This is a genomic window from Actinacidiphila oryziradicis (genome assembly GCF_005047355.1).
Classification (GTDB): Bacteria; Actinomycetota; Actinomycetes; order Streptomycetales; family Streptomycetaceae; genus Actinacidiphila; species Actinacidiphila oryziradicis.
The window spans coordinates 113,578-134,478 of the sequence record NZ_SUMC01000023.1; the positions used below are offsets into that span (position 1 = coordinate 113,578).

At 70.5% G+C, this 20,901-nt stretch carries 17 protein-coding genes and 2 pseudogenes; 10 read left to right on the forward strand and 9 right to left on the reverse strand.

The features are described from left to right. Positions 1-78: 78 nt before the first annotated feature. Complete coding sequence (locus tag FCI23_RS23585; protein WP_136725930.1) at positions 79-882, reverse strand: 3-hydroxybutyrate dehydrogenase; 804 nt, start codon at positions 880-882, stop codon at positions 79-81. Between the two features lie 204 nt (positions 883-1,086). Continuing rightward, entirely contained in the window at positions 1,087-1,974 is an 888-nt protein-coding gene (locus FCI23_RS23590) for an alpha/beta hydrolase (protein ID WP_136725931.1), read from the reverse strand. A gap of 623 nt (positions 1,975-2,597) precedes the next feature. Here FCI23_RS23590 and FCI23_RS23595 point away from each other — a divergent pair. Beyond that, positions 2,598-2,780: a hypothetical protein gene (locus tag FCI23_RS23595; RefSeq protein WP_136725932.1), complete on the forward strand. Its 183-nt coding sequence runs from the start codon at positions 2,598-2,600 to the stop codon at positions 2,778-2,780. 47 nt (positions 2,781-2,827) lie between these two features. Then, positions 2,828-4,603 carry an MOSC and FAD-binding oxidoreductase domain-containing protein gene (locus tag FCI23_RS23600; protein WP_136725933.1) on the forward strand — a complete coding sequence of 592 codons (1,776 nt, stop codon included), beginning with the start codon at positions 2,828-2,830 and terminating at the stop codon, positions 4,601-4,603. A 73-nt stretch (positions 4,604-4,676) separates the two neighbouring features. Here FCI23_RS23600 and FCI23_RS23605 read toward each other — a convergent pair whose 3' ends face one another. Further along, complete coding sequence (locus FCI23_RS23605; protein WP_136725934.1) at positions 4,677-5,174, reverse strand: nuclear transport factor 2 family protein; 498 nt, start codon at positions 5,172-5,174, stop codon at positions 4,677-4,679. A gap of 143 nt (positions 5,175-5,317) precedes the next feature. On the opposite strand from FCI23_RS23605, the gene FCI23_RS23610 reads away from it, so the two are divergent. Then, positions 5,318-5,914, forward strand: coding sequence for a LysR substrate-binding domain-containing protein (locus FCI23_RS23610; protein WP_136725935.1), 597 nt, complete (start codon positions 5,318-5,320; stop codon positions 5,912-5,914). A gap of 544 nt (positions 5,915-6,458) precedes the next feature. Continuing rightward, positions 6,459-7,616, forward strand: a complete 1,158-nt coding sequence (locus tag FCI23_RS23615; RefSeq protein ID WP_136725936.1) for an alpha/beta hydrolase — start codon at positions 6,459-6,461, stop codon at positions 7,614-7,616. A 120-nt stretch (positions 7,617-7,736) separates the two neighbouring features. Here FCI23_RS23615 and FCI23_RS23620 read toward each other — a convergent pair whose 3' ends face one another. The 3 genes and pseudogenes from FCI23_RS23620 to FCI23_RS23630 all read right to left on the reverse strand — a co-directional run bounded on the left by FCI23_RS23620 (position 7,737) and on the right by FCI23_RS23630 (position 9,833). Then, the gene (locus tag FCI23_RS23620) at positions 7,737-8,174 is read right to left on the reverse strand and encodes a hypothetical protein (protein WP_211265449.1); all 438 of its coding nucleotides are present in this window, start codon (positions 8,172-8,174) and stop codon (positions 7,737-7,739) included. Next, entirely contained in the window at positions 8,171-8,713 is a 543-nt protein-coding gene (locus FCI23_RS23625) for a GNAT family N-acetyltransferase (protein ID WP_136725937.1), read from the reverse strand. The genes FCI23_RS23620 and FCI23_RS23625 overlap by 4 nt, the downstream gene beginning before the upstream one ends. Further along, a pseudogene (locus FCI23_RS23630) lies at positions 8,710-9,833 on the reverse strand (LLM class flavin-dependent oxidoreductase). The gene FCI23_RS23625 and the pseudogene FCI23_RS23630 overlap by 4 nt, the downstream one beginning before the upstream one ends. 658 nt (positions 9,834-10,491) lie before the next feature. Here FCI23_RS23630 and FCI23_RS23635 point away from each other — a divergent pair. From FCI23_RS23635 to FCI23_RS23650, 4 genes and pseudogenes are all read left to right on the forward strand, one after another. Further along, positions 10,492-11,451 (forward strand): annotated as a pseudogene (locus FCI23_RS23635) (amino acid ABC transporter permease). Positions 11,452-11,455: 4 nt separating this feature from the next. Next, a complete protein-coding gene (locus FCI23_RS23640; protein WP_136725938.1) occupies positions 11,456-12,040 on the forward strand; it encodes an IS607 family transposase in 585 nt (194 codons plus the stop codon). Positions 12,041-12,185: 145 nt separating this feature from the next. Beyond that, positions 12,186-13,058, forward strand: a complete 873-nt coding sequence (locus FCI23_RS23645; RefSeq protein WP_211265450.1) for a branched-chain amino acid ABC transporter permease — start codon at positions 12,186-12,188, stop codon at positions 13,056-13,058. Beyond that, positions 13,055-14,185, forward strand: coding sequence for a branched-chain amino acid ABC transporter permease (locus FCI23_RS23650; protein WP_136725928.1), 1,131 nt, complete (start codon positions 13,055-13,057; stop codon positions 14,183-14,185). Before FCI23_RS23645 ends, FCI23_RS23650 begins: the two co-directional genes overlap by 4 nt. Positions 14,186-14,260: 75 nt before the next feature. On the opposite strand, the gene FCI23_RS23655 is transcribed toward FCI23_RS23650, so the two are convergent. The 3 genes from FCI23_RS23655 to FCI23_RS23665 form a co-directional block, all read right to left on the reverse strand. Then, complete coding sequence (locus FCI23_RS23655) at positions 14,261-16,174, reverse strand: helix-turn-helix domain-containing protein (protein WP_136725929.1); 1,914 nt, start codon at positions 16,172-16,174, stop codon at positions 14,261-14,263. A 193-nt stretch (positions 16,175-16,367) separates the two neighbouring features. Continuing rightward, a complete protein-coding gene (locus FCI23_RS23660; RefSeq protein WP_136725930.1) occupies positions 16,368-17,171 on the reverse strand; it encodes a 3-hydroxybutyrate dehydrogenase in 804 nt (267 codons plus the stop codon). Positions 17,172-17,375: 204 nt separating this feature from the next. Beyond that, entirely contained in the window at positions 17,376-18,263 is an 888-nt protein-coding gene (locus tag FCI23_RS23665; RefSeq protein ID WP_136725931.1) for an alpha/beta hydrolase, read from the reverse strand. Positions 18,264-18,886: 623 nt separating this feature from the next. On the opposite strand from FCI23_RS23665, the gene FCI23_RS23670 reads away from it, so the two are divergent. Both FCI23_RS23670 and FCI23_RS23675 read left to right on the forward strand, forming a co-directional pair. Next, positions 18,887-19,069, forward strand: a complete 183-nt coding sequence (locus FCI23_RS23670) for a hypothetical protein (RefSeq protein WP_136725932.1) — start codon at positions 18,887-18,889, stop codon at positions 19,067-19,069. A 47-nt stretch (positions 19,070-19,116) separates the two neighbouring features. Further along, a complete protein-coding gene (locus tag FCI23_RS23675) occupies positions 19,117-20,892 on the forward strand; it encodes an MOSC and FAD-binding oxidoreductase domain-containing protein (protein WP_136725933.1) in 1,776 nt (591 codons plus the stop codon). Positions 20,893-20,901 lie beyond the last annotated feature (9 nt).

Below are 20,901 nucleotides of genomic sequence, written 5' to 3' on the forward strand. Positions count from 1 at the left end.
GTTGCCGCGCCCGGCCCGGCCTCGTTCGCGGTGGGCCTGGGCCGTATCCGCGCGAGGCGCCGGACGTCGTGGAAGTCGTCACTGCGCAGTCCAGCCGCCGTCCAGGGGCAGTGAGGCGCCGGTGACGAAGCCGGAGTACGGACCGCACAGCCACAGCGCGGCCTCGGCAACCTCCTCCGGCTCGATCAGCCGCTTGATCGCGGTGCGCTCCAGCATCACCCGCTCCACCACCTCCGCGGCCGGAATGCCATGGGCGAGCGCCTGGTCTGCGATCTGGTCCTCCACCAGCGGGGTGCGGACATAGCCCGGATTGATGCAGTTGCTGGTCACGCCGTACGGGGCGGCTTCCAGGGCGACCACCTTGCTCAGCCCCTCCAGGGCATGCTTGGCGGTGACGTACGCGGACTTGAAGGGACTGGCCCGCAGTCCGTGCACCGAGGAGATGTTGATGACCCGCCCCCAACCGCTCTCGTACATGTGGGGCAGGGTGCGGCGCAGGATCCGGAACGGGGCTTCGACCATCACGCGCTGAATCAGCGCGAAGCGGTCCGGCGGGAACTCGTGGACCGGAGCGACATGTTGCAGGCCGGCGTTGTTGACCACGATGTCCGCGTCGTCCGGCAGGGCGTCCACGGCGTCCGGGACGGACAGATCGACCACATGTGCGACGCCGCCGATCTGCTCGGCCACCGCTTTCGCTGCCTCTGCCGCCCGGTCCACCACGTACACCCGGGCACCGGCGGCAGCAAGGGCCGTGGCGCAGGCGCGCCCGATCCCGCTGGCCGCGCCGGTGACCAGCGCCGTGCGCCCGAGCAGGAAACTGTCGCGATCGGGCCTTGAACCGGCAGACGGTCCGTTGCCGGGCTTGTGGGTACTCTCCATGACCGGAAACGCTAAGGAGGATATTGCGGGGATCCCATGTGAGGTGCAGCCACAGTCTATCGCCCGGACGTAGCGGACGACCCCATATGATTCTCGCGCCGCGCCCGACAGTACGGGCCTATACGCGAGACCCCGCGATGAATCGATTCAGGTGACACAAGCCCCCCAATCACCCGACTCTTGATCCCGAATCAGGAACGCTCCCTAGCGCAGTTGGCTGCCCGCCGGCTCAGTGAGCCGGGAGGCGACCACGACCGCGGCCTCAGGGTCGAACAGCAGTGTGTAGTGATTGGTGCCGGGAACCAGTTCGGCGCGCAAGCGCGGGGCGCGCTGCTGCCAGGCTGCGACCACTTCGGCGGGGAGTAGGCCGGGCGGGGCGCCGAACATGCCTTGGGGGGCGTGCAGTAGGAGGGTGGGCAGGTCGAGGCCGAGCAGCGCCTTGCCGAACCTGTCGTCGGCAAGGAGCAGGTCCCGGCCGTCCACACGGACGGCCTCCTCGATGACGCGGGAGCGCAAGGCGCCGCGTTCGCCGACGAGGTCGTAGCGGATGTAGTCCTCCAGACCCTCGCTCCAGTTGTCGGCGAACGCCGGGTGGGCGCGCCAAAAGTCCAGGTAGTCCTCGGGAGTCCGGAAGGTCCGGCGCAGCCGGGTGAGGGCCGGCCCCAGGATCGCCTCGGTCGCGGCGTCCGGGTCGGTGTACTCGGGGACGGGCAGCGGCAGTCCGCCGTCGACCAGGACCAGCCGCTCGAACAAAGCGGGTTGTTCGGCGGCGGCGAGCAGGGCGATGTACCCGCCGAGCGAGTGGCCGGTGAGTACCGGACGGGAGCCGCCGAGGTGGTGGACGGCGGCGAGGACGTCTCCGACGTGCTGACTCAGGCCATACGGTCCTGGCAGGCCGTTGCTGGCGCCGCGGCCGCGTATGTCTAGGGCGGTCAGGGACCAGTCTTCGGGAAGGCTTCGCGCGACGGTCTGCCAGGAGACGGCCGAGCCGGTGGTGCCGTGCAGGGCGAGGATGGATTGCTCGCCGGTGCCCCAGCGGAGGGCGTGGAGATCGCCGTCAGGCAGCGGCACGTGCAGTGGTTCGGGCTTCATTGCGCATTCCTTCGTCGGGTTGGCACCGGCCGGCGGGGTTGTTGGGGAGGACGCATCTCTAACGGGCGTGCACATGACGTACTGCCGGGCTGCTGGAAGGGTCTACTGGTGTCCCGGCCGGTCTCGCCCCTGGTTGCGACTACGCGGTGCGGCTCTCGCCATCAGTAGTACATCAACTACGCTCGATATTAGAAGAGCCCGTTCTTCCGCCAGGGCAACCATGCCTGTGACGGTCCCCGCTGGGCGTACCGCCGAGCCCCGCATCCACGACTGATGGGTTACCTCGTACTGGCCAGCGCGTCACTCTGCCCGGGCCGGGGTCCATCGGCGACGCCGAAATGGGCCTGGCCTGCGTCGCCGTCTCGCCCCGGACACCGTGGACTACCTCAGCGTTAGATCGACAAGCTCACCGCCCGGATCACCACCCGCCTCGCCGAGCTGTTCTGCTGCGGCGTTGCCCTCTCCCGGGAGTGGGGTCTAGCGTTGGCCGGGTGGCATGGGGCGCCATCTGTCGCGAGACACCAGGCCGGTGAGGAGAGGTCTTCCCGAGCCTCCGCCGGTAATCGGCCCACCCGCCGAATTACTGAAGTAGGTTTTTTGAGTAAGTGGGTTTTGCTGAGTACGTGAAGACCCTGTGGCCGGTGTTTGCTGCGGGCAGCGAGGTGACCTCGGGCCGGTTCAGCCGCATCGTGAAAGCGAACGGCCGCCACTACAGCACGCTCGTCGCTTTCCACTTCAGCATCGAAGCGGGGCACTTGGTCCGCCTGCGCCCCGGGAGGACAGCGACCTGGTCGCCGGGATCGTGACCGCAAGCGACTGAGACGGCGACAGTCGTCGCAAGAGAGGTGGCGTGGTGGCTACGTTGATGGCAGTGAACGTCGGGATGCCCAAGGACGTCCCCTGGCACGGCAAGACGGTGCACACCGGCGTCTACAAGCAAACGGTCACCGGGCCCCGGATGGTACGGCGGCTGAACATCGATGGAGACGGTCAGGGAGATCTCGGCGGTCACGGCGGCGAGCAGCGGGCGGTGCTGGTGTACCAGACCGACTCCTACCGGTTCTGGGCCAAGGAGCTGGGGCGCGACGACCTCGCGCCCGGCCAGTTCGGTGAGAACTTCACCGTCGACGGGCTGCCGGACGACGAGGTCTGCGTCGGAGACCGCTACCGCATCGGCGGCGCGGTCTTCGAGGTCACACAGCCGCGGGTGACGTGCTACCGGGTAGGCCTGCGCATGGGGGAACCGCAGATGGCGGCGCTGCTGGTATCCCACCGGCGCCCGGGCTTCTATCTTCGGGTGATCGAGGAGGGCGAGGTTGAGGCCGGACAGGAGATCGTCAAGGTCTCCACCGGTCCCGGGCAGATGACGGTCGAGGAGATCGACGGCGTGCTCTACCTGCCCGGACACACCCGACAGCAGGTGGAACGGGCTCTTCGCATCCCGGCGCTCAGCCCGGGCTGGCAGGGCTCCATGCGTACGCTCCTGGACCGTGCCGACAGCGACGTCTCCGGCGGCTCCTCGGGCAGCGCCGGGCTCACTGCGGCCGCAGGCGCCCCGCCTCCCGGCTGGCCGGGCTTCCGCCCCCTGGCCGTCACCGGCATCCAGCCCGAGAGCCGGAGCGTGTTCTCGCTGTCCCTGGCCGCGGCCGACGGCTCGCCGCTGCCGGCCGCACTGCCGGGCCAGTTCCTCACGGTGAAGGTCCGCCCCGAGGGGGACGAGCCGCCGCTGATCCGCAGCTACTCGCTGTCCGGCGAGCCCGGGACGGGCACGTACCGGATCAGCGTGAAAGTCGAGCCGCACGGGGCGGCCAGCAACCGGCTGCGTGCCCACCTCCGGGTCGGTGACAGCCTCGAGGCGGCCGCGCCCCGGGGCACGTTCTTCCTCGCCGGGGGCGACAACCCGGTGGTGCTGATGTCTGCGGGAGTGGGCGTGACACCCGTACTGGCCATGCTGCACGCCCTCGCGCGGGACCGCTCCACACGCCAGGTGTGGTGGCTGCACGGAGCCCGCGACGGCGGCGAGCACCCCTTCGCCCAGGAGAGCCGCGTCCTGCTCGACGCCCTCCCCCACGCCCGGTCGGTCATCTACTACAGCAGGCCGGCGGCAGCAGACCGCCAGGGCACCGACTACACGGAAGCCAGCCGACTGTCGGCCGACCGCATCCCCGGTCTCGGCCTACCGACCGACGCCGACGCCTACCTGTGCGGGCCGGTGGCCTTCATGGACAGCGTCACCGCCGCCCTGGTCGGCTCAGGGCTCGCCGCGTCCCGGGTACACACCGAGGTCTTCGGCGCCGGCCCCTCGCTCACCCCCGGTGTGAAAGGCTCCGCGACCGCGACCGCGCCCCATCAGCCCGCAGGACCGGCCGGCGCGGGCCCCTCCGTCTCCTTCGCCCGGAGCGGACTCACCGTCCCCTGGAACGACACTCAGGAGTCCCTGCTCGAACTCGCCGAGGCGTGCGACGTTCCCGTTCAGTGGTCGTGCCGCACCGGCGTCTGCCACACCTGCGAGCTCGCCCTCATGTCGGGCGCCGTCGACTACTCCCCGGAGCCGGTCGAACCACCGGCCGACGGCAACATCCTCATCTGCTGCTCCAAGCCCACCGACGGCATCGTCCTGGACCTGTGAAGCGTCCGGCACGCCGGTGGTAGGTGAATTCCGCCACCGAAGCCGTGCGCACTCGGAGTTGCCGACCTTGGGGTCAGGTTCCAAGGCCCGCGGTACACGATCGCTTTCGTTTTTCGCCCTTTCCCCTGGGGTTCCATGGCCGGTGCTTTGCGGGCGGTCGCCTTTCCCAGGAACCGGGCAGGGAGATCGGCATGTCCAGCAGGACGTCGTGCCGGGCGATTTTCCACTTGCCGTTGATCTTGCGGAGGTCGGTGTCGTAACAGCCCGACTCGATGGGCTCGACGGTGCCCTGTACCCCGAAGACACCTTCGGGCCAGCCGCCGGCCGGGCGGGCGCTGCCGCCCACCTTGAACACGATGAACTGGGCGTTCATGTGTGCCCGGATGCCGTCGACGTCGATGATGTGGTCGGCGGTGACGTGGTGGCTGGAGCCGCGCTCCGGGTGCGGGGCCATGTAGTTCTCCACGGCGAACCGGACCGCGTCACCGCCGATCAGCTGGTCTCCCACCGGGTCGTAGGTGCCGGGGCCGGTCTTGCTGTGGATCTGCACCGGTGCGTCCGATATGAACAGCGCCCCCTGGGCGGCGCCGTCGCGCTTGCCTTCCCGACCCTCGTGCGAGGCACGGCGTGGGGCACGCCGCGTTCCTCTCGTCGGGTATCCCTAACCGCGGCCGGTGCGGTATTCCTGGCGGGGCCCGGCGGGCGCTGGCCGCGATGGACCACGCGGTGCGGCAGGCACAGCGCGCAACGGGGCGCCCACCGATCACCGTGGCAACGCGCCCGGGTACCGGTTCGGGCCTCCTGGCGGACATCCTGCGCATCTACGGCGCCCTGGCCGCAGCCTCGCCCACGGAGATCGTCTTCACCGCCGCCCAGCCCGGCGCGCTCCGCGAGGGCACCGCCGACGTGGCCGTCATATGCGACAGCGACAAGGGCGACGACCTGGAGATCGCACAGCTCGCCTCCGAACGGCCGATGGCGCTGCTGCCCACCGGCCACCCCGTCGCCGAACGCGGCGCCGTCACCCTGGCCGAACTGCGCGCGCACCCGGACTACCTGCCACAGTGCCCCACGGAGCCCCTGGACGTGGTCATGGACCGGGTCGCTCTCGGCCGCCTGGTGGTCGTGGTCGGCGAGAGCGCCGCCGACCGGCTCGGGCGCTCCGTCACCGCCGTTCCGGTCGCGGACCTGCCACCGACCGACCTGGTATTCGCCTGGAGCCCTCACGCACGACACCCGGACCTGGCACGGTTCCTCCACACCGCAAGAGCCATCGCCGCACGTCAGCCCGGACAAGGCCAGGCGTCCTGACCATGCCGGGCACTGCGCTACGACACGTCGTCATCGGCGGTCCCACGACCGGCGAACCCCGGCTCCGCCTGCCGGAGCCGCCGCAAAACCGCCGCAAGGTCTGCTGAACCGACCCCATGGTGTGCACAGCGGCGGTCAGGCTGTTGCCGTGCCGCTCGAGAATACGATTCCGAGCCCGGTGTACCGGTTTCGCCAGGTGACCGAATGGGGTGTCAGAGCCCCACACGTACAGACCACTGCACCCCGCGCCGTGCGGCGCAGCCGTTCAAGGTGCGGGAGGACGGCGAGTCGGGTGAACGCGGTGGCCGGTCGGGGCGCCAGGGCCAGGTGCGGCGATTCGCAGGCGCGGACGGCACCGTCGGCTGCAGGCGTGCCCGTGCCTGCTTTCTGGCATCGACAGTCTGTGGCCGCCGATGTCCGGCCGCCACCCGATCCACGCAAAGTGGCGATGAAGTCACTCGTTAGGGTTACCCCTGGTGGTCTGGGGTCAGATTCCTCCACAGGATGGTCCGGGGGCCTTCGATCAGGAATGAGAACCACCACCATGACCTCCGTTCCCGATGTCTCCATACGGCGCAGGGCCCGCTACGGCATAGCTGCGGCGCTCGTCGCAGCCAGCGTCCTGAGCGCCTGCGCCGACCGGACGGGCCGCACAGTGAACCCCGGGGAGGACCCTGCTGCCGCGGTGGCCGACAGGGCCGCACCGAAGTACGCCCCGTGCGGCAAGCCGCCGGTGAAGCTGGAGAAGCAGGACCAGGACTTCCTCAACCAGTTGGCTGCCGCCGACGGCCCACCGCTGTACACCCTGTCCTACAAGGCCGCTCGCCAGGTGCTCGACAAGCTGCAGTCGGGGCCCGTGGCCACGCTCCCCGCCGACATCACCCAGCGGACAGTCCCGGGCGGCCCCACCGGGCCGGTGTCCATCCGTGTCGTCCGGCCGGCCGGCGTCAAGGGCCCGCTGCCCGGCATCGTCTACATCCACGGCGGCGGCTGGGTCCTCGGCAATGCGATGACCCACGACCGCCTGGTCCGCCAGATCGCCAACGGGGCGCGGGCCGCCGTGGTGTTCGTCAACTACACGCCCTCCCCCGAAGCCCGATTCCCGGTCCCGATCCAGCAGGCCTACACAGTCGCCCAGTGGGTCGCCCGCCACGGCCGCACGATCGATATCGACCCCACCCGGCTTGCCATCGCCGGTGACTCCGTCGGCGGCGACATGACCGCCGCCGTCACCCTGATGGCCAAGCAACGCGGCGGACCGCACTTCGCCCGGCAGGTCCTGCTCTACCCGGTCACCGACGCCCGCTTCGACACCGCCTCCTACAATCGGCTCGCAGAGGGCTGTTGGCTCACCCGCCCGGCCATGAAATGGTTCTGGGACGCCTACGCCCCCGACCCCGCAGTCCGCGCCCAGCCACTCGCCTCACCGCTGAACGCCAGTGTCGATCAACTCCGTGGCCTCCCCGAAGCACTGATGATCACCGACTCGGACGCCCTGCTCGACGCGGCCAACGCCTACGCCGCGAAACTGCAAGCCGCCGGAGTTCCGGTCACCCTCTCGCACTACGGGTCCATCACCCACGACTTCATGATGCTCGACGCTCTGGCCGGCACCCAGGCAGCCAAGGAGGCCGTCGCAGAGACCACCGGCGCCCTCCGCGAAGCCCTGTACGCCCCACGCCAGCCCGGGCGGGGCAAGTGACACCGCGGCGCCCGCCGCTGTAGTGACCCGCACCACCGGTGATCGGGTGGGGTGGCGCTTGCGCCGGCCATGACTCCCATGAGCCGGAGCACGACAGTTGTCGGAGAGGCAAGCTTGTTGTCACCATGATCTCCGGGGCCAGCACGCCTGACCGGCGTCGTGGCTGAGGGGGTCCGGCCCAGATGGCCGTCGCCGACGCCCGCACCGATCATCACCCTCCCCACAATGACCGAAGGCCGCGTGAGCCCACCGCTCTGTGATGTCGATGTCCTGGCCGACGGGCTTCTTGTCGGAGCCGCCCGGGTAGTACGCCGACGGCGGGGAGCCGACGGCCTCGCCGACCCGCAGGGTGCCCGTCTTGCGTACCTCCGCCGGCAGCAGGGCGGCGATGGAGCCCACCGTGTGCACCGCGGCCACCGGATCGTCGGTCGGCGCCGGAGACGGCGCGGCGCCTGCCGCCGTGGTCCCGGCGGGGCTGCCGGAGCCGCATGCGGTCAGGGCCAGCAGGGGCACGAGCGCGACGGCGGCGAGGCGGAGTCTGGTGCCGGGGAGGTTCACGCAGTCGCGGCCTTTCGGGTGTGCGTACCGGAGGGGGGCTGCGCGGGCAGGCGCTTTTCGAAGGGAAGCGGGCCGATGGTTTCGGGGTCGGCCGCCGTGTCGAACAACGGCGTGTAGCCGGTGGCCAGGTAGAGACCCCGTGCCTCGGGCTGGCGCGGGCCGGTGGTCAGGTAGATCCGCCGGTAGCCGCGGGCGCCCGCCTCGCGCTCCAGTTCGGAGACGACCCGGCGGGCGAGGCCGCGCCGACGGTGGGCGGAGTGCGTCCAGATCCTCTTCAGCTCGGCTGTGGTTTCGTCGTACCGGCGGAAGGCGCCCCCGGCGACCGGCTCGCCGTGCTCCAGCAGCAGGAGCAGCAGCCCGCCGAGTGGTGCGGTGAACTCCTCGTCGGGGTAGCAGGCGAGCTCGGCATGGGCGTCCTTGCCGTACCGGACGGAGTACTCGTCGCCGAGCTCACGCAGCAGCGGCTCTACTCGCGCGTCGGAGACGGGGACATGGACGACCGTCAGCTCGGACGGCGGTGGTGGAGTGACGGCTGTCATCCGCGTACCACCGCGAGGGTCTGCGGATCGCGCCCCACCCGCTCGGCGTCGCGCTTGGCGACCTCCTCGCGGACGATCGGGATGACGAACCGGCCGAAGTCGATCGCGTCGCCGAGCAGGTCGTAGCCGCGGGCGGAGAGGATGTCGACGCCCAGGTCGTAGTAGTCCAGCAGTGCCTGGGCGACCGTCTCGGGGGTGCCTACCAGGGCGTTGGAGTTGCCCGCGCCACCGGTGGCGGCGGCGGTCGGGGTCCACAGGGCGCGGTCGTAGCGCTCCCCCGCCTCGGCTATCGCGATCAGCCGCTGCGAGCCGGTGTTCTCCGGGGCGCCGCTGCGGTGGTGGCGTACGAGTCCCTGCTCGCGGCGGGCGCGGATGGCGCCAACGGTGCGGTGGGCCTTCTCCCAGGCGAGTTCCTCGGTCGGGGCGATGATCGGCCGGAAGGCGACCTGGATGCGCGGCACGTCCGTGCGGCCGGCGGCCTTCGCGGCGGCCTTGACCGACTCGATCTGCTCGGCGGTCTTCTCCAGCGGCTCGCCCCACAGGCAGTAGATGTCGGCCTCGGCGCCCCCGGCCTCGTACGCGGCGGGCGAGGAGCCGCCGAAGGAGACCCGGGGCCTCGGCTGCTGGACGGGGAAGACGTCGCTGACGAAGTCGTGGAAGCGGTAGTGCTCGCCCTCGTGGTCGAAGGGCTCATGGGTGGTCCAGATCTTCTTGACGATCCGGATGTATTCGCGGGTGCGTAGCGCTGGTCCTTGGTGAGGGTGTCGCCTTCGCGGCCCTGCTCATGGTCGTTGCCGCCGGTGATGAAGTGCACGGCCAGCCGCCCCTCGCTGATCTGGTCGAGGGTGGCGAAGGTCTTGGCGGCGTAGGTGGGGTACGAGACGTTGGGCCGGTGGGCGAGCAGGATCTGCAGGGTGTCCAGCCTGCTCGCGATGTACGCGGCGGCCGGCGCGGGATCGGGCGACCCGGATCCGTAAGCGAACAGCACCCGGTCCCAGCCGTGGTCCTCGTGCGCCCGGGCGAGCCGGAGCGTGTACTCCTTGTCGAAGGCGGCGCCGGAGCGCGGGGTCGTCTCGGACCCGTCGTTGGTGGCGGCGATGCCGAGGAATTCCACAGGCATGGACGTGACCTTTCGCAAGTGCGGTGGACAGCAGGCGCGCGGACAGGGGCCGTCCGGCCCCGGTACAGCCGCGCATGACGGAGGATCAGGCGAGGTACACGGGTGGGTCGAGTGCGGGTGGAAGCAGACGTGATGACACCGGGGCTGGGAAGAGGGAGGGGCGGCGGCAGCGGGCGTCCGGGCTCGCAGTGCCACAGGTACGCGGATCAGCGCCCGCGCCCCGCGGCGATGCATAGGAGGAAGCCGGCCCGCGTCGGGGGATTCCGAAGGAGGGAAGGGCCGGTCAGACAGCCCGCTGCCGAGTCAGGTGCAACACGCCGCGGACCACACCCGACCGAAGTCGATGTGGTCGCGGGTGACCAAACGCTGCTGGGCATTCACGTAGCCAATTGAGCAGCACATCGTGTGCCGCGTCAACCATGGCCCGTATTCCGGACCCGGGCTGACGGGCTCCATGCGTTCTTGACAGGTCAGTGGTCTGGGCCCATACGATCGATGGCGGACCGGCCTCCGCTGCTCGCGGTGGCCAGGCCTGCCGCGTTGAGGGATGCGGGCGAGCGTGACGGCACCCAGGCCCCGGCCGCACCGTGCACGCCGTACGCGTGCCGCCGGGTGATGACCGACACCCGCGACCCGCCCCTCCCCGGAGAGCCTCCCGATGGTCACGCCTTCCGATGTCACCCTTCCCGACGCCGTATCCGGCCCGGCCGCCGCAGGAACCGGCGGTCCCGGCTTTGACGACCGCCGCAGATCGTGCCGCGCCGGCACGTCGGCCGCTGGGTCACCGCCGCCGCACTGCTGGTCTTCGCGATGGTGGTCAGTTCCGTCGTCCGCAACCGCGCCTTCCAGTGGGACGCGGTGGCCAGTTACTTCACCACCAGCGCCGTGCTCGACGGGCTGCTGCTGACCCTGTGGCTGACCGGCGCGGTGATGGCGCTCGGCTTCCTGCTCGGCACCCTGCTGGCGGTGATGCGGCTGTCCGCCAACCCGGTGCTGCGCACACTGAGCCGGGGCTACGTGTGGATCTTCCGGTCCACGCCACTGCTGGTGCAGCTGCTGTTCTGGTTCAACATCGGCGCCTTGTACCCGACGCTCGGATTCGGTGTTCCCTTCGGCCCGCAGTTCGTCACCGTCAAGACGGTGAACCTGCTCGGCCCCACCCTCACCGCCGTCATCGGCCTGACCCTGCACGAGGCCGCCTACGCCGCCGAGACGGTGCGCGGCGGCATCCTCTCCGTGGACACCGGCCAGGCCGAGGCCGCCCAGGCCCTCGGCCTCAGCAGATGGCGAACGCTGCGCAGGATCGTCGTTCCGCAGGCGATGCGCTGACCTGCTGTTCTCGGTCCAGTTGGTCTACAACCGCACCTATCAGGTCATCCCGCTGCTGCTGGTCGCCACCCTCTGGTATATCGCCGTCACCACCGTGCTCGGCGTCGGCCAGTTCTATATCGAGCGGTACTACGCGCGCGGTACGGCTCGCGCATTGCCTCCCACCCCCCTGCAACAGTTGCGCCGGCGCCGCCGACGCTCGCACCGTGTTCGACGGGGACCGGTGAGGGGTGAACAACAGTCGCATTTTTCATCAGTAGTTATCTGCCTTCATCAGCCTTTATCCTGATTGCGTGAAGCTTTCCGAGTGGGCGGCGCGCAATGGCGTGCATTACCAGACCGCGTGGACCTGGGCGAAAGAGGGCCGTATGCCGGTCCCTGTCGTGCAGACGCCGTCCGGTATGTGGCTGGTCGAGGAGTCCACTCCCGAGGTCGTTGGGCGGACGGTGGCGTACTGCCGTGTCTCGTCCGGCGACCAGAAGGCGGATCTCGACCGGCAGGTCTCCCGCGTCGTCCAGGGAGCAGGCGGGCTGGGGCTCGCCGTTGCCGAGGTTGTGACCGAGGTCGGGTCGGGACTGAACGGGAAACGGCGGAAGCTGCACCGTGTCCTGTCGGACCCGGCCATTGCCGTCATCATCGTGGAGCATCGCGACCGGCTGGCCCGCTTCGGCGTCGAGCATCTGGAATCGGCACTGTCGGCTTCCGGCCGGCGCCTGGTGGTGCTCGATCCGCAGGAGACGACCAGTGACCTGGTTCGGGACATTACCGAAGTCCTCACCTCGATGTGTGTCCGGCTGTATGGGCAGCGGGCGGCGAAGAGGCGGGCCGCACGCGCTATCGCCGAGGCCACCGCCCCGGCGGCGGAGAGGACCGGATGAGCGGGGCGGAGCCCGCCGGGAGCGGGAAGAAGAAGCGGCGGGGGTTCGAGGCGCGGCCCGGCTTCCACGTCGTGGGCCACAGGCTCGCCCTGGACCCAGGCGCGTCCGCCCTGCAGGCTCTGGCCTCGCATTGCGGGGCGGCGCGGTGCTCACTTGCACCGGACTGGGACTGGGCGCTCTGTACTTCCTGGTGGCCTCCGGCCTATCGCTGATCTTCGGTCTGATGGACGTGCTGAACTTCGCCCATGGCGCCCTGCTCTCCATCGGCGCGTACGGCGCCTGGTGGGCCGCCGGCGGGAACCTGCCCGGAGCCGGCCGGAGCGGATTCGGCTTCGTCCTGGCGGTGGCCTTCGGCACGGCGGTCGGCACCCTGGCCGCGGTCCTCCTCGAACTGGCCGTCATCCGCCCCCTCTACACCCGGCCTCGCGAACAGATCCTCGCCACCGTAGGCGTGGGCCTGGCCACGCCGGCACTGCTCTCGGCGATCTGGGGCTCCGACGCCCGCACCTTCCCCGGCCCCGCAGCGCTCTCCGGTACCTTTCCGCTGCTCGGCGCGGCGATACCGGTCAACCGACTGGTGCTCGTCGCCGCCGCGCTGGTGGTGCTGGTGGCCCTCAGGCTCTTCCTCGGCCGGACCCGCCACGGCCTCGTTGTCCGCGCCGGCGTCGAGGACCGGGCCATGGTCACCGCCCTCGGCATCGACGTACGCAAGGCGTTCACCCTGGTCTTCGCCATCGGCGGTGCCGCTGCCGCCCTCGCCGGCGCGCTCGGCGGCCTGTACTTCGGCTCGGTCGACCCCGGGCAGGGCACCTCGCTGCTCATCTTCGCGTTCGTCGTCGTCGTGATGGGCGGCATGGGCTCGATCACGGGAGCCGCAGTGGCCGCCGTCGGCGTCGGCCTCGTCCAGCAGTTCGCCAACTACTACACCGCCGCCGGCCTCGGCGACCTCGCGGTCGTCGTCATGCTCGCCGCACTGCTGCTCATCCGGCCGCGCGGACTCACCGGGAGGCTCGCATGAGCACCACCACGTCCACTGCTGAGCCGACCCGGCAGGAGGCCCCCGACCAGGCGAGGCCGCCGTCCTCGCCCGGCTGGCTGCGCCGTGCCGGTCACTGGTGGCCCGGCGTGCTCCTGCTCGTCCTGTTCATCGCCCCGTACAGCGCGCTGCAGGTGCCGGGCCTCTTCGACGGGCCGGTCGGCAGCCCGGGGACCCTGCAACTGCTGGCGCTCTGCCTGGTCTTCGGCGCCCTCGCCACCGGATACGACCTCCTGGTGGGCCGCCTCGGGCTGCTCTCCTTCGGCCATGCTCTGTACTTCGCCGCCGGCACCTACGCCACCAACACGATCATGCTCGAGGCGGGCCTGCCGTTCGTCGCGTCCGCCCTACTCGGGCTACTCGTCGGGGCCGTGCTGGCCGCGCTGCTGGGCTCGGTCAGCCTCCGGGTCACCGGTATCGGCTTCTCCATGGTCACGCTGGCCTTCGCCCAAGCCGGGTCCATCCTCGTCCAACGGGATCCAGGTGGCATCACCGGCGGCGAGGAGGGCCGCGCCGCGCCGGCGCAGCAGCTGCCCGCCTCCCTGGTCGGCATCCAGCACACCGCCAACCTTTACTGGATCGCCCTGGCCTACCTGGTGGTCACCCTCGTGGCCGTGCACTGGGCGGTCCGCTCGCCCACCGGACGGGTCTGGGAGGGCATCAAGGAAAACGAGCGCCGGGTCGAGGTACTGGGTCTGCGGCCGTACGGCTTCAAGCTGCTCGCCTTCGTCCTGGCCGGGACCCTGGCGGCGCTCGGCGGCATCGTCTACCTGCTGCTCACCGGCGGCGCCACCCCGCAGACAACCACCTCGGACTTCACCCTGTCGCTCCTGGTGATGGTGGTTCTGGGCGGCTCCGGCAGCCGCTGGGGACCGCTGATCGGCGGCGTCCTCTACACCTGGGCCGACCACCGGCTGGGCGACCTGGCCGGCTCCGGAACCGTGGCCGGGCTCCCGGCGGTGTTGCGGGTACCTCTCTCGCAGCCGCTCTTCCTGCTCGGCACGATCTTCGTCGTCATGGTCTACGTACTGCCGGGCGGGGTGGTACGGCTGCCCGGGCGCCTGCGCGAGGCGCGGACGAGCAAGAGGTCGCTCGGACAGGCGGGATAGCGCGAAAGAAGCCCGGTGCGGCCCTGACTCCTGCCTCCGTTACCCCGCGCGGACGCGCGGGGTAACGGAGGCAGATCAGTGGCGGCCCGCGAACAGCCTCAGGCGCAGGGCGAGTTGGAGTTCCAGGGCCCGGTCCGGGTCGTCCCAGCCCTTTCCCAGCAGGGCTTCCACCCGCTCCAGCCGCTGTACGACGGTGTTGACGTGCAGGTGCAGCTGGTCTTTGGCCCGGGTAAGGCTGCCGCCGCAGGCGAAGTAGACGTCCAGGGTGTGGACGAGTTCGGTGCCGCGGCGGGCGTCGTAATCCAGGAGGGGACCGAGCGCGGTGGTGATGAAGCCGTCGACGTCGTGTGCGTTACCGAGCAGTACGCCGAGGAAGCCGAGGTCGGCGGCGTCGGCGCCATCGCCGGTGCGGCCCAGTACATGGAGGGCGCGAAGACAGCGGACGGCCTCGGCGTGACCGGCGGCGAGGGCCAGCGGCCCGGCGGCGGGGCCGGCGGCGGCCACCGTGACCGGCGCGGCCATGAGGTGGGTGAGCTGCGCCGCGGCGGCCCGGGCGGCCTCGCCGGGCGTCGTCCCGTCGTATGGCAGCAGCATGACGACGATCTCGGCGTGCTCGGTGCTGATACCTTCCCGGCCGAAGAGATACTGCCGGGCGGTCGCGGCGAGCTTGGCCCGTGCCGGGACGGCGGTTTCGGCAACGAGCACCAGGTGCGCACGGTCCAGATCGGTACCGAGCCGGCGGCCCCGTCCGACCAGCCCGTCCGGGTCGCGGTCGGGGGCGGTGAGCAGATCGGTGAGGAGTTCCCCGCGGATGCGGTTCTCGGCTTCGGCGACCGAACGGCGCAGCAGCAGGAGCAGCGCGGTGACCACGCCCGCGCGTTCGAAGACCCGGCGGTCGGGGTCCTCCAGCCGGGGCCGGGCGTGCAGCACGAGGCTGCCCAGCAGTTCCGGTCCGGCCAGTACTGCGCAGATCCAGCGGCCGCCACGGGGCACGGCTCGGCCGACGGCGCGCGAGTCGGCCACCGCGGCAGTCAGTTCCGCGGCGGCGATGTCCTGGTCGGTGCCGGTCCGGGCGAGCCGCGTGCCTTCGTGGTCGTGGACGGTAATGCCACCGCCGAGGAGTTCCGCGACGGCGGCGGCGACAGTGGGTACCTCACCGCCGCGCAGGACGATGTCGGTCAGCCGGTCGTGGGCCTCCTCTGCGCGCTGCATCGCTGCGGAGTGCTCGCGGATGACGGTGTTGGCGTCGGCCAGTTCTGCCAGGGCGGCATGTGTGTCGGCCAGGGCCTTGGCGGTATCGATGGCGATGGCGGCGTGCGCGGCGAGCGAGTTCAGCAGGGCCACTTCGTCCGGAGAGAAGTTGCGGGGGGCGCGGTCGGCGGCGAACAGTACGCCGATTACCTTCCCGCCATCGCGGGAACCCAGCAGCAGCGGCACGCCGAGGATGGCGACCAGCCCCTCTTCCTGTACCCCGGCATCGATGGTGTGGGTGTGCCGGAAGCGCTCGTCGGTGCGGTAGTCCGGGGTGGCGTAGGGGCGGGCGGTCTGCGCCACCAGGCCGCCGAGACCCCTGCCGAGCTCCAGCCGCAGAATCTGGAACAGCGGGGAGACCGAGCCGTCCGTGACGCGCATATAGGTGTCCCCGGCCTCCTCATCCGGGAGGGTGAGATACGCGGTGTCGGTGCCCAGCAGCATCCGGGCTCTTCGGACGATGGACCGCAGCACGGCGTCGAGGTCGCGCAGCGCGGCGAGGTCACCGGCGGTGTCGAACAGCGCGGCGAGCTCGGCCTCCCTGCGGCGGTGCTGGCCCAGGGTGCGGTGGACGCGCAGGGCAAGCCAGGTCGCGTCCTCGATCCCGATGAGTTGGTCCGGCCTCGCGTCGGCGGCGCGGGCAGCCGCCAGGGGACCTTCGAGGTCATCGGCGGGAGCGCCATCGGCGAGCAGTTCGAGGAGGCGGCGCAGCGCGGTGGCGATCAATGGTTCGGACATACTTCTCGCCATCGTGACACACGGGACGGTTGGGGGGGTATGGCCTGGTGCTGCCCAGCCGGAGCGGATCGGGCGGCGCCTGGAGAGTACGCCGGTCGGGAGCGCGGTGAGTGCGGTTGCCGCGCCCGGCCCGGCCTCGTTCGCGGTGGGCCTGGGCCGTATCCGCGCGAGGCGCCGGACGTCGTGGAAGTCGTCACTGCGCAGTCCAGCCGCCGTCCAGGGGCAGTGAGGCGCCGGTGACGAAGCCGGAGTACGGACCGCACAGCCACAGCGCGGCCTCGGCAACCTCCTCCGGCTCGATCAGCCGCTTGATCGCGGTGCGCTCCAGCATCACCCGCTCCACCACCTCCGCGGCCGGAATGCCATGGGCGAGCGCCTGGTCTGCGATCTGGTCCTCCACCAGCGGGGTGCGGACATAGCCCGGATTGATGCAGTTGCTGGTCACGCCGTACGGGGCGGCTTCCAGGGCGACCACCTTGCTCAGCCCCTCCAGGGCATGCTTGGCGGTGACGTACGCGGACTTGAAGGGACTGGCCCGCAGTCCGTGCACCGAGGAGATGTTGATGACCCGCCCCCAACCGCTCTCGTACATGTGGGGCAGGGTGCGGCGCAGGATCCGGAACGGGGCTTCGACCATCACGCGCTGAATCAGCGCGAAGCGGTCCGGCGGGAACTCGTGGACCGGAGCGACATGTTGCAGGCCGGCGTTGTTGACCACGATGTCCGCGTCGTCCGGCAGGGCGTCCACGGCGTCCGGGACGGACAGATCGACCACATGTGCGACGCCGCCGATCTGCTCGGCCACCGCTTTCGCTGCCTCTGCCGCCCGGTCCACCACGTACACCCGGGCACCGGCGGCAGCAAGGGCCGTGGCGCAGGCGCGCCCGATCCCGCTGGCCGCGCCGGTGACCAGCGCCGTGCGCCCGAGCAGGAAACTGTCGCGATCGGGCCTTGAACCGGCAGACGGTCCGTTGCCGGGCTTGTGGGTACTCTCCATGACCGGAAACGCTAAGGAGGATATTGCGGGGATCCCATGTGAGGTGCAGCCACAGTCTATCGCCCGGACGTAGCGGACGACCCCATATGATTCTCGCGCCGCGCCCGACAGTACGGGCCTATACGCGAGACCCCGCGATGAATCGATTCAGGTGACACAAGCCCCCCAATCACCCGACTCTTGATCCCGAATCAGGAACGCTCCCTAGCGCAGTTGGCTGCCCGCCGGCTCAGTGAGCCGGGAGGCGACCACGACCGCGGCCTCAGGGTCGAACAGCAGTGTGTAGTGATTGGTGCCGGGAACCAGTTCGGCGCGCAAGCGCGGGGCGCGCTGCTGCCAGGCTGCGACCACTTCGGCGGGGAGTAGGCCGGGCGGGGCGCCGAACATGCCTTGGGGGGCGTGCAGTAGGAGGGTGGGCAGGTCGAGGCCGAGCAGCGCCTTGCCGAACCTGTCGTCGGCAAGGAGCAGGTCCCGGCCGTCCACACGGACGGCCTCCTCGATGACGCGGGAGCGCAAGGCGCCGCGTTCGCCGACGAGGTCGTAGCGGATGTAGTCCTCCAGACCCTCGCTCCAGTTGTCGGCGAACGCCGGGTGGGCGCGCCAAAAGTCCAGGTAGTCCTCGGGAGTCCGGAAGGTCCGGCGCAGCCGGGTGAGGGCCGGCCCCAGGATCGCCTCGGTCGCGGCGTCCGGGTCGGTGTACTCGGGGACGGGCAGCGGCAGTCCGCCGTCGACCAGGACCAGCCGCTCGAACAAAGCGGGTTGTTCGGCGGCGGCGAGCAGGGCGATGTACCCGCCGAGCGAGTGGCCGGTGAGTACCGGACGGGAGCCGCCGAGGTGGTGGACGGCGGCGAGGACGTCTCCGACGTGCTGACTCAGGCCATACGGTCCTGGCAGGCCGTTGCTGGCGCCGCGGCCGCGTATGTCTAGGGCGGTCAGGGACCAGTCTTCGGGAAGGCTTCGCGCGACGGTCTGCCAGGAGACGGCCGAGCCGGTGGTGCCGTGCAGGGCGAGGATGGATTGCTCGCCGGTGCCCCAGCGGAGGGCGTGGAGATCGCCGTCAGGCAGCGGCACGTGCAGTGGTTCGGGCTTCATTGCGCATTCCTTCGTCGGGTTGGCACCGGCCGGCGGGGTTGTTGGGGAGGACGCATCTCTAACGGGCGTGCACATGACGTACTGCCGGGCTGCTGGAAGGGTCTACTGGTGTCCCGGCCGGTCTCGCCCCTGGTTGCGACTACGCGGTGCGGCTCTCGCCATCAGTAGTACATCAACTACGCTCGATATTAGAAGAGCCCGTTCTTCCGCCAGGGCAACCATGCCTGTGACGGTCCCCGCTGGGCGTACCGCCGAGCCCCGCATCCACGACTGATGGGTTACCTCGTACTGGCCAGCGCGTCACTCTGCCCGGGCCGGGGTCCATCGGCGACGCCGAAATGGGCCTGGCCTGCGTCGCCGTCTCGCCCCGGACACCGTGGACTACCTCAGCGTTAGATCGACAAGCTCACCGCCCGGATCACCACCCGCCTCGCCGAGCTGTTCTGCTGCGGCGTTGCCCTCTCCCGGGAGTGGGGTCTAGCGTTGGCCGGGTGGCATGGGGCGCCATCTGTCGCGAGACACCAGGCCGGTGAGGAGAGGTCTTCCCGAGCCTCCGCCGGTAATCGGCCCACCCGCCGAATTACTGAAGTAGGTTTTTTGAGTAAGTGGGTTTTGCTGAGTACGTGAAGACCCTGTGGCCGGTGTTTGCTGCGGGCAGCGAGGTGACCTCGGGCCGGTTCAGCCGCATCGTGAAAGCGAACGGCCGCCACTACAGCACGCTCGTCGCTTTCCACTTCAGCATCGAAGCGGGGCACTTGGTCCGCCTGCGCCCCGGGAGGACAGCGACCTGGTCGCCGGGATCGTGACCGCAAGCGACTGAGACGGCGACAGTCGTCGCAAGAGAGGTGGCGTGGTGGCTACGTTGATGGCAGTGAACGTCGGGATGCCCAAGGACGTCCCCTGGCACGGCAAGACGGTGCACACCGGCGTCTACAAGCAAACGGTCACCGGGCCCCGGATGGTACGGCGGCTGAACATCGATGGAGACGGTCAGGGAGATCTCGGCGGTCACGGCGGCGAGCAGCGGGCGGTGCTGGTGTACCAGACCGACTCCTACCGGTTCTGGGCCAAGGAGCTGGGGCGCGACGACCTCGCGCCCGGCCAGTTCGGTGAGAACTTCACCGTCGACGGGCTGCCGGACGACGAGGTCTGCGTCGGAGACCGCTACCGCATCGGCGGCGCGGTCTTCGAGGTCACACAGCCGCGGGTGACGTGCTACCGGGTAGGCCTGCGCATGGGGGAACCGCAGATGGCGGCGCTGCTGGTATCCCACCGGCGCCCGGGCTTCTATCTTCGGGTGATCGAGGAGGGCGAGGTTGAGGCCGGACAGGAGATCGTCAAGGTCTCCACCGGTCCCGGGCAGATGACGGTCGAGGAGATCGACGGCGTGCTCTACCTGCCCGGACACACCCGACAGCAGGTGGAACGGGCTCTTCGCATCCCGGCGCTCAGCCCGGGCTGGCAGGGCTCCATGCGTACGCTCCTGGACCGTGCCGACAGCGACGTCTCCGGCGGCTCCTCGGGCAGCGCCGGGCTCACTGCGGCCGCAGGCGCCCCGCCTCCCGGCTGGCCGGGCTTCCGCCCCCTGGCCGTCACCGGCATCCAGCCCGAGAGCCGGAGCGTGTTCTCGCTGTCCCTGGCCGCGGCCGACGGCTCGCCGCTGCCGGCCGCACTGCCGGGCCAGTTCCTCACGGTGAAGGTCCGCCCCGAGGGGGACGAGCCGCCGCTGATCCGCAGCTACTCGCTGTCCGGCGAGCCCGGGACGGGCACGTACCGGATCAGCGTGAAAGTCGAGCCGCACGGGGCGGCCAGCAACCGGCTGCGTGCCCACCTCCGGGTCGGTGACAGCCTCGAGGCGGCCGCGCCCCGGGGCACGTTCTTCCTCGCCGGGGGCGACAACCCGGTGGTGCTGATGTCTGCGGGAGTGGGCGTGACACCCGTACTGGCCATGCTGCACGCCCTCGCGCGGGACCGCTCCACACGCCAGGTGTGGTGGCTGCACGGAGCCCGCGACGGCGGCGAGCACCCCTTCGCCCAGGAGAGCCGCGTCCTGCTCGACGCCCTCCCCCACGCCCGGTCGGTCATCTACTACAGCAGGCCGGCGGCAGCAGACCGCCAGGGCACCGACTACACGGAAGCCAGCCGACTGTCGGCCGACCGCATCCCCGGTCTCGGCCTACCGACCGACGCCGACGCCTACCTGTGCGGGCCGGTGGCCTTCATGGACAGCGTCACCGCCGCCCTGGTCGGCTCAGGGCTCGCCGCGTCCCGGGTACACACCGAGGTCTTCGGCGCCGGCCCCTCGCTCACCCCCGGTGTGAAAGGCTCCGCGACCGCGACCGCGCCCCATCAGCCCGCAGGACCGGCCGGCGCGGGCCCCTCCGTCTCCTTCGCCCGGAGCGGACTCACCGTCCCCTGGAACGACACTCAGGAGTCCCTGCTCGAACTCGCCGAGGCGTGCGACGTTCCCGTTCAGTGGTCGTGCCGCACCGGCGTCTGCCACACCTGCGAGCTCGCCCTCATGTCGGGCGCCGTCGACTACTCCCCGGAGCCGGTCGAACCACCGGCCGACGGCAACATCCTCATCTGCTGCTCCAAGCCCACCGACGGCATCGTCCTGGACCTGTGAAGCGTCCGG

Excerpts from the sequence above, each read along its gene's own strand:
- FCI23_RS23660 (WP_136725930.1), bottom strand. The coding sequence starts at position 17,171 with ATGGAGAGTACCCACAAGCCCGGCAACGGACCGTCTGCCGGTTCAAGG.
- FCI23_RS23665 (WP_136725931.1), bottom strand. The coding sequence starts at position 18,263 with ATGAAGCCCGAACCACTGCACGTGCCGCTGCCTGACGGCGATCTCCAC.
- FCI23_RS23625 (WP_136725937.1), bottom strand. The coding sequence starts at position 8,713 with ATGACAGCCGTCACTCCACCACCGCCGTCCGAGCTGACGGTCGTCCAT.
- FCI23_RS23585 (WP_136725930.1), bottom strand. The coding sequence starts at position 882 with ATGGAGAGTACCCACAAGCCCGGCAACGGACCGTCTGCCGGTTCAAGG.
- FCI23_RS23610 (WP_136725935.1), top strand. The coding sequence starts at position 5,318 with ATGGACCACGCGGTGCGGCAGGCACAGCGCGCAACGGGGCGCCCACCG.
- FCI23_RS23655 (WP_136725929.1), bottom strand. The coding sequence starts at position 16,174 with ATGTCCGAACCATTGATCGCCACCGCGCTGCGCCGCCTCCTCGAACTG.
- FCI23_RS23590 (WP_136725931.1), bottom strand. The coding sequence starts at position 1,974 with ATGAAGCCCGAACCACTGCACGTGCCGCTGCCTGACGGCGATCTCCAC.
- FCI23_RS23650 (WP_136725928.1), top strand. The coding sequence starts at position 13,055 with ATGAGCACCACCACGTCCACTGCTGAGCCGACCCGGCAGGAGGCCCCC.
- FCI23_RS23615 (WP_136725936.1), top strand. The coding sequence starts at position 6,459 with ATGACCTCCGTTCCCGATGTCTCCATACGGCGCAGGGCCCGCTACGGC.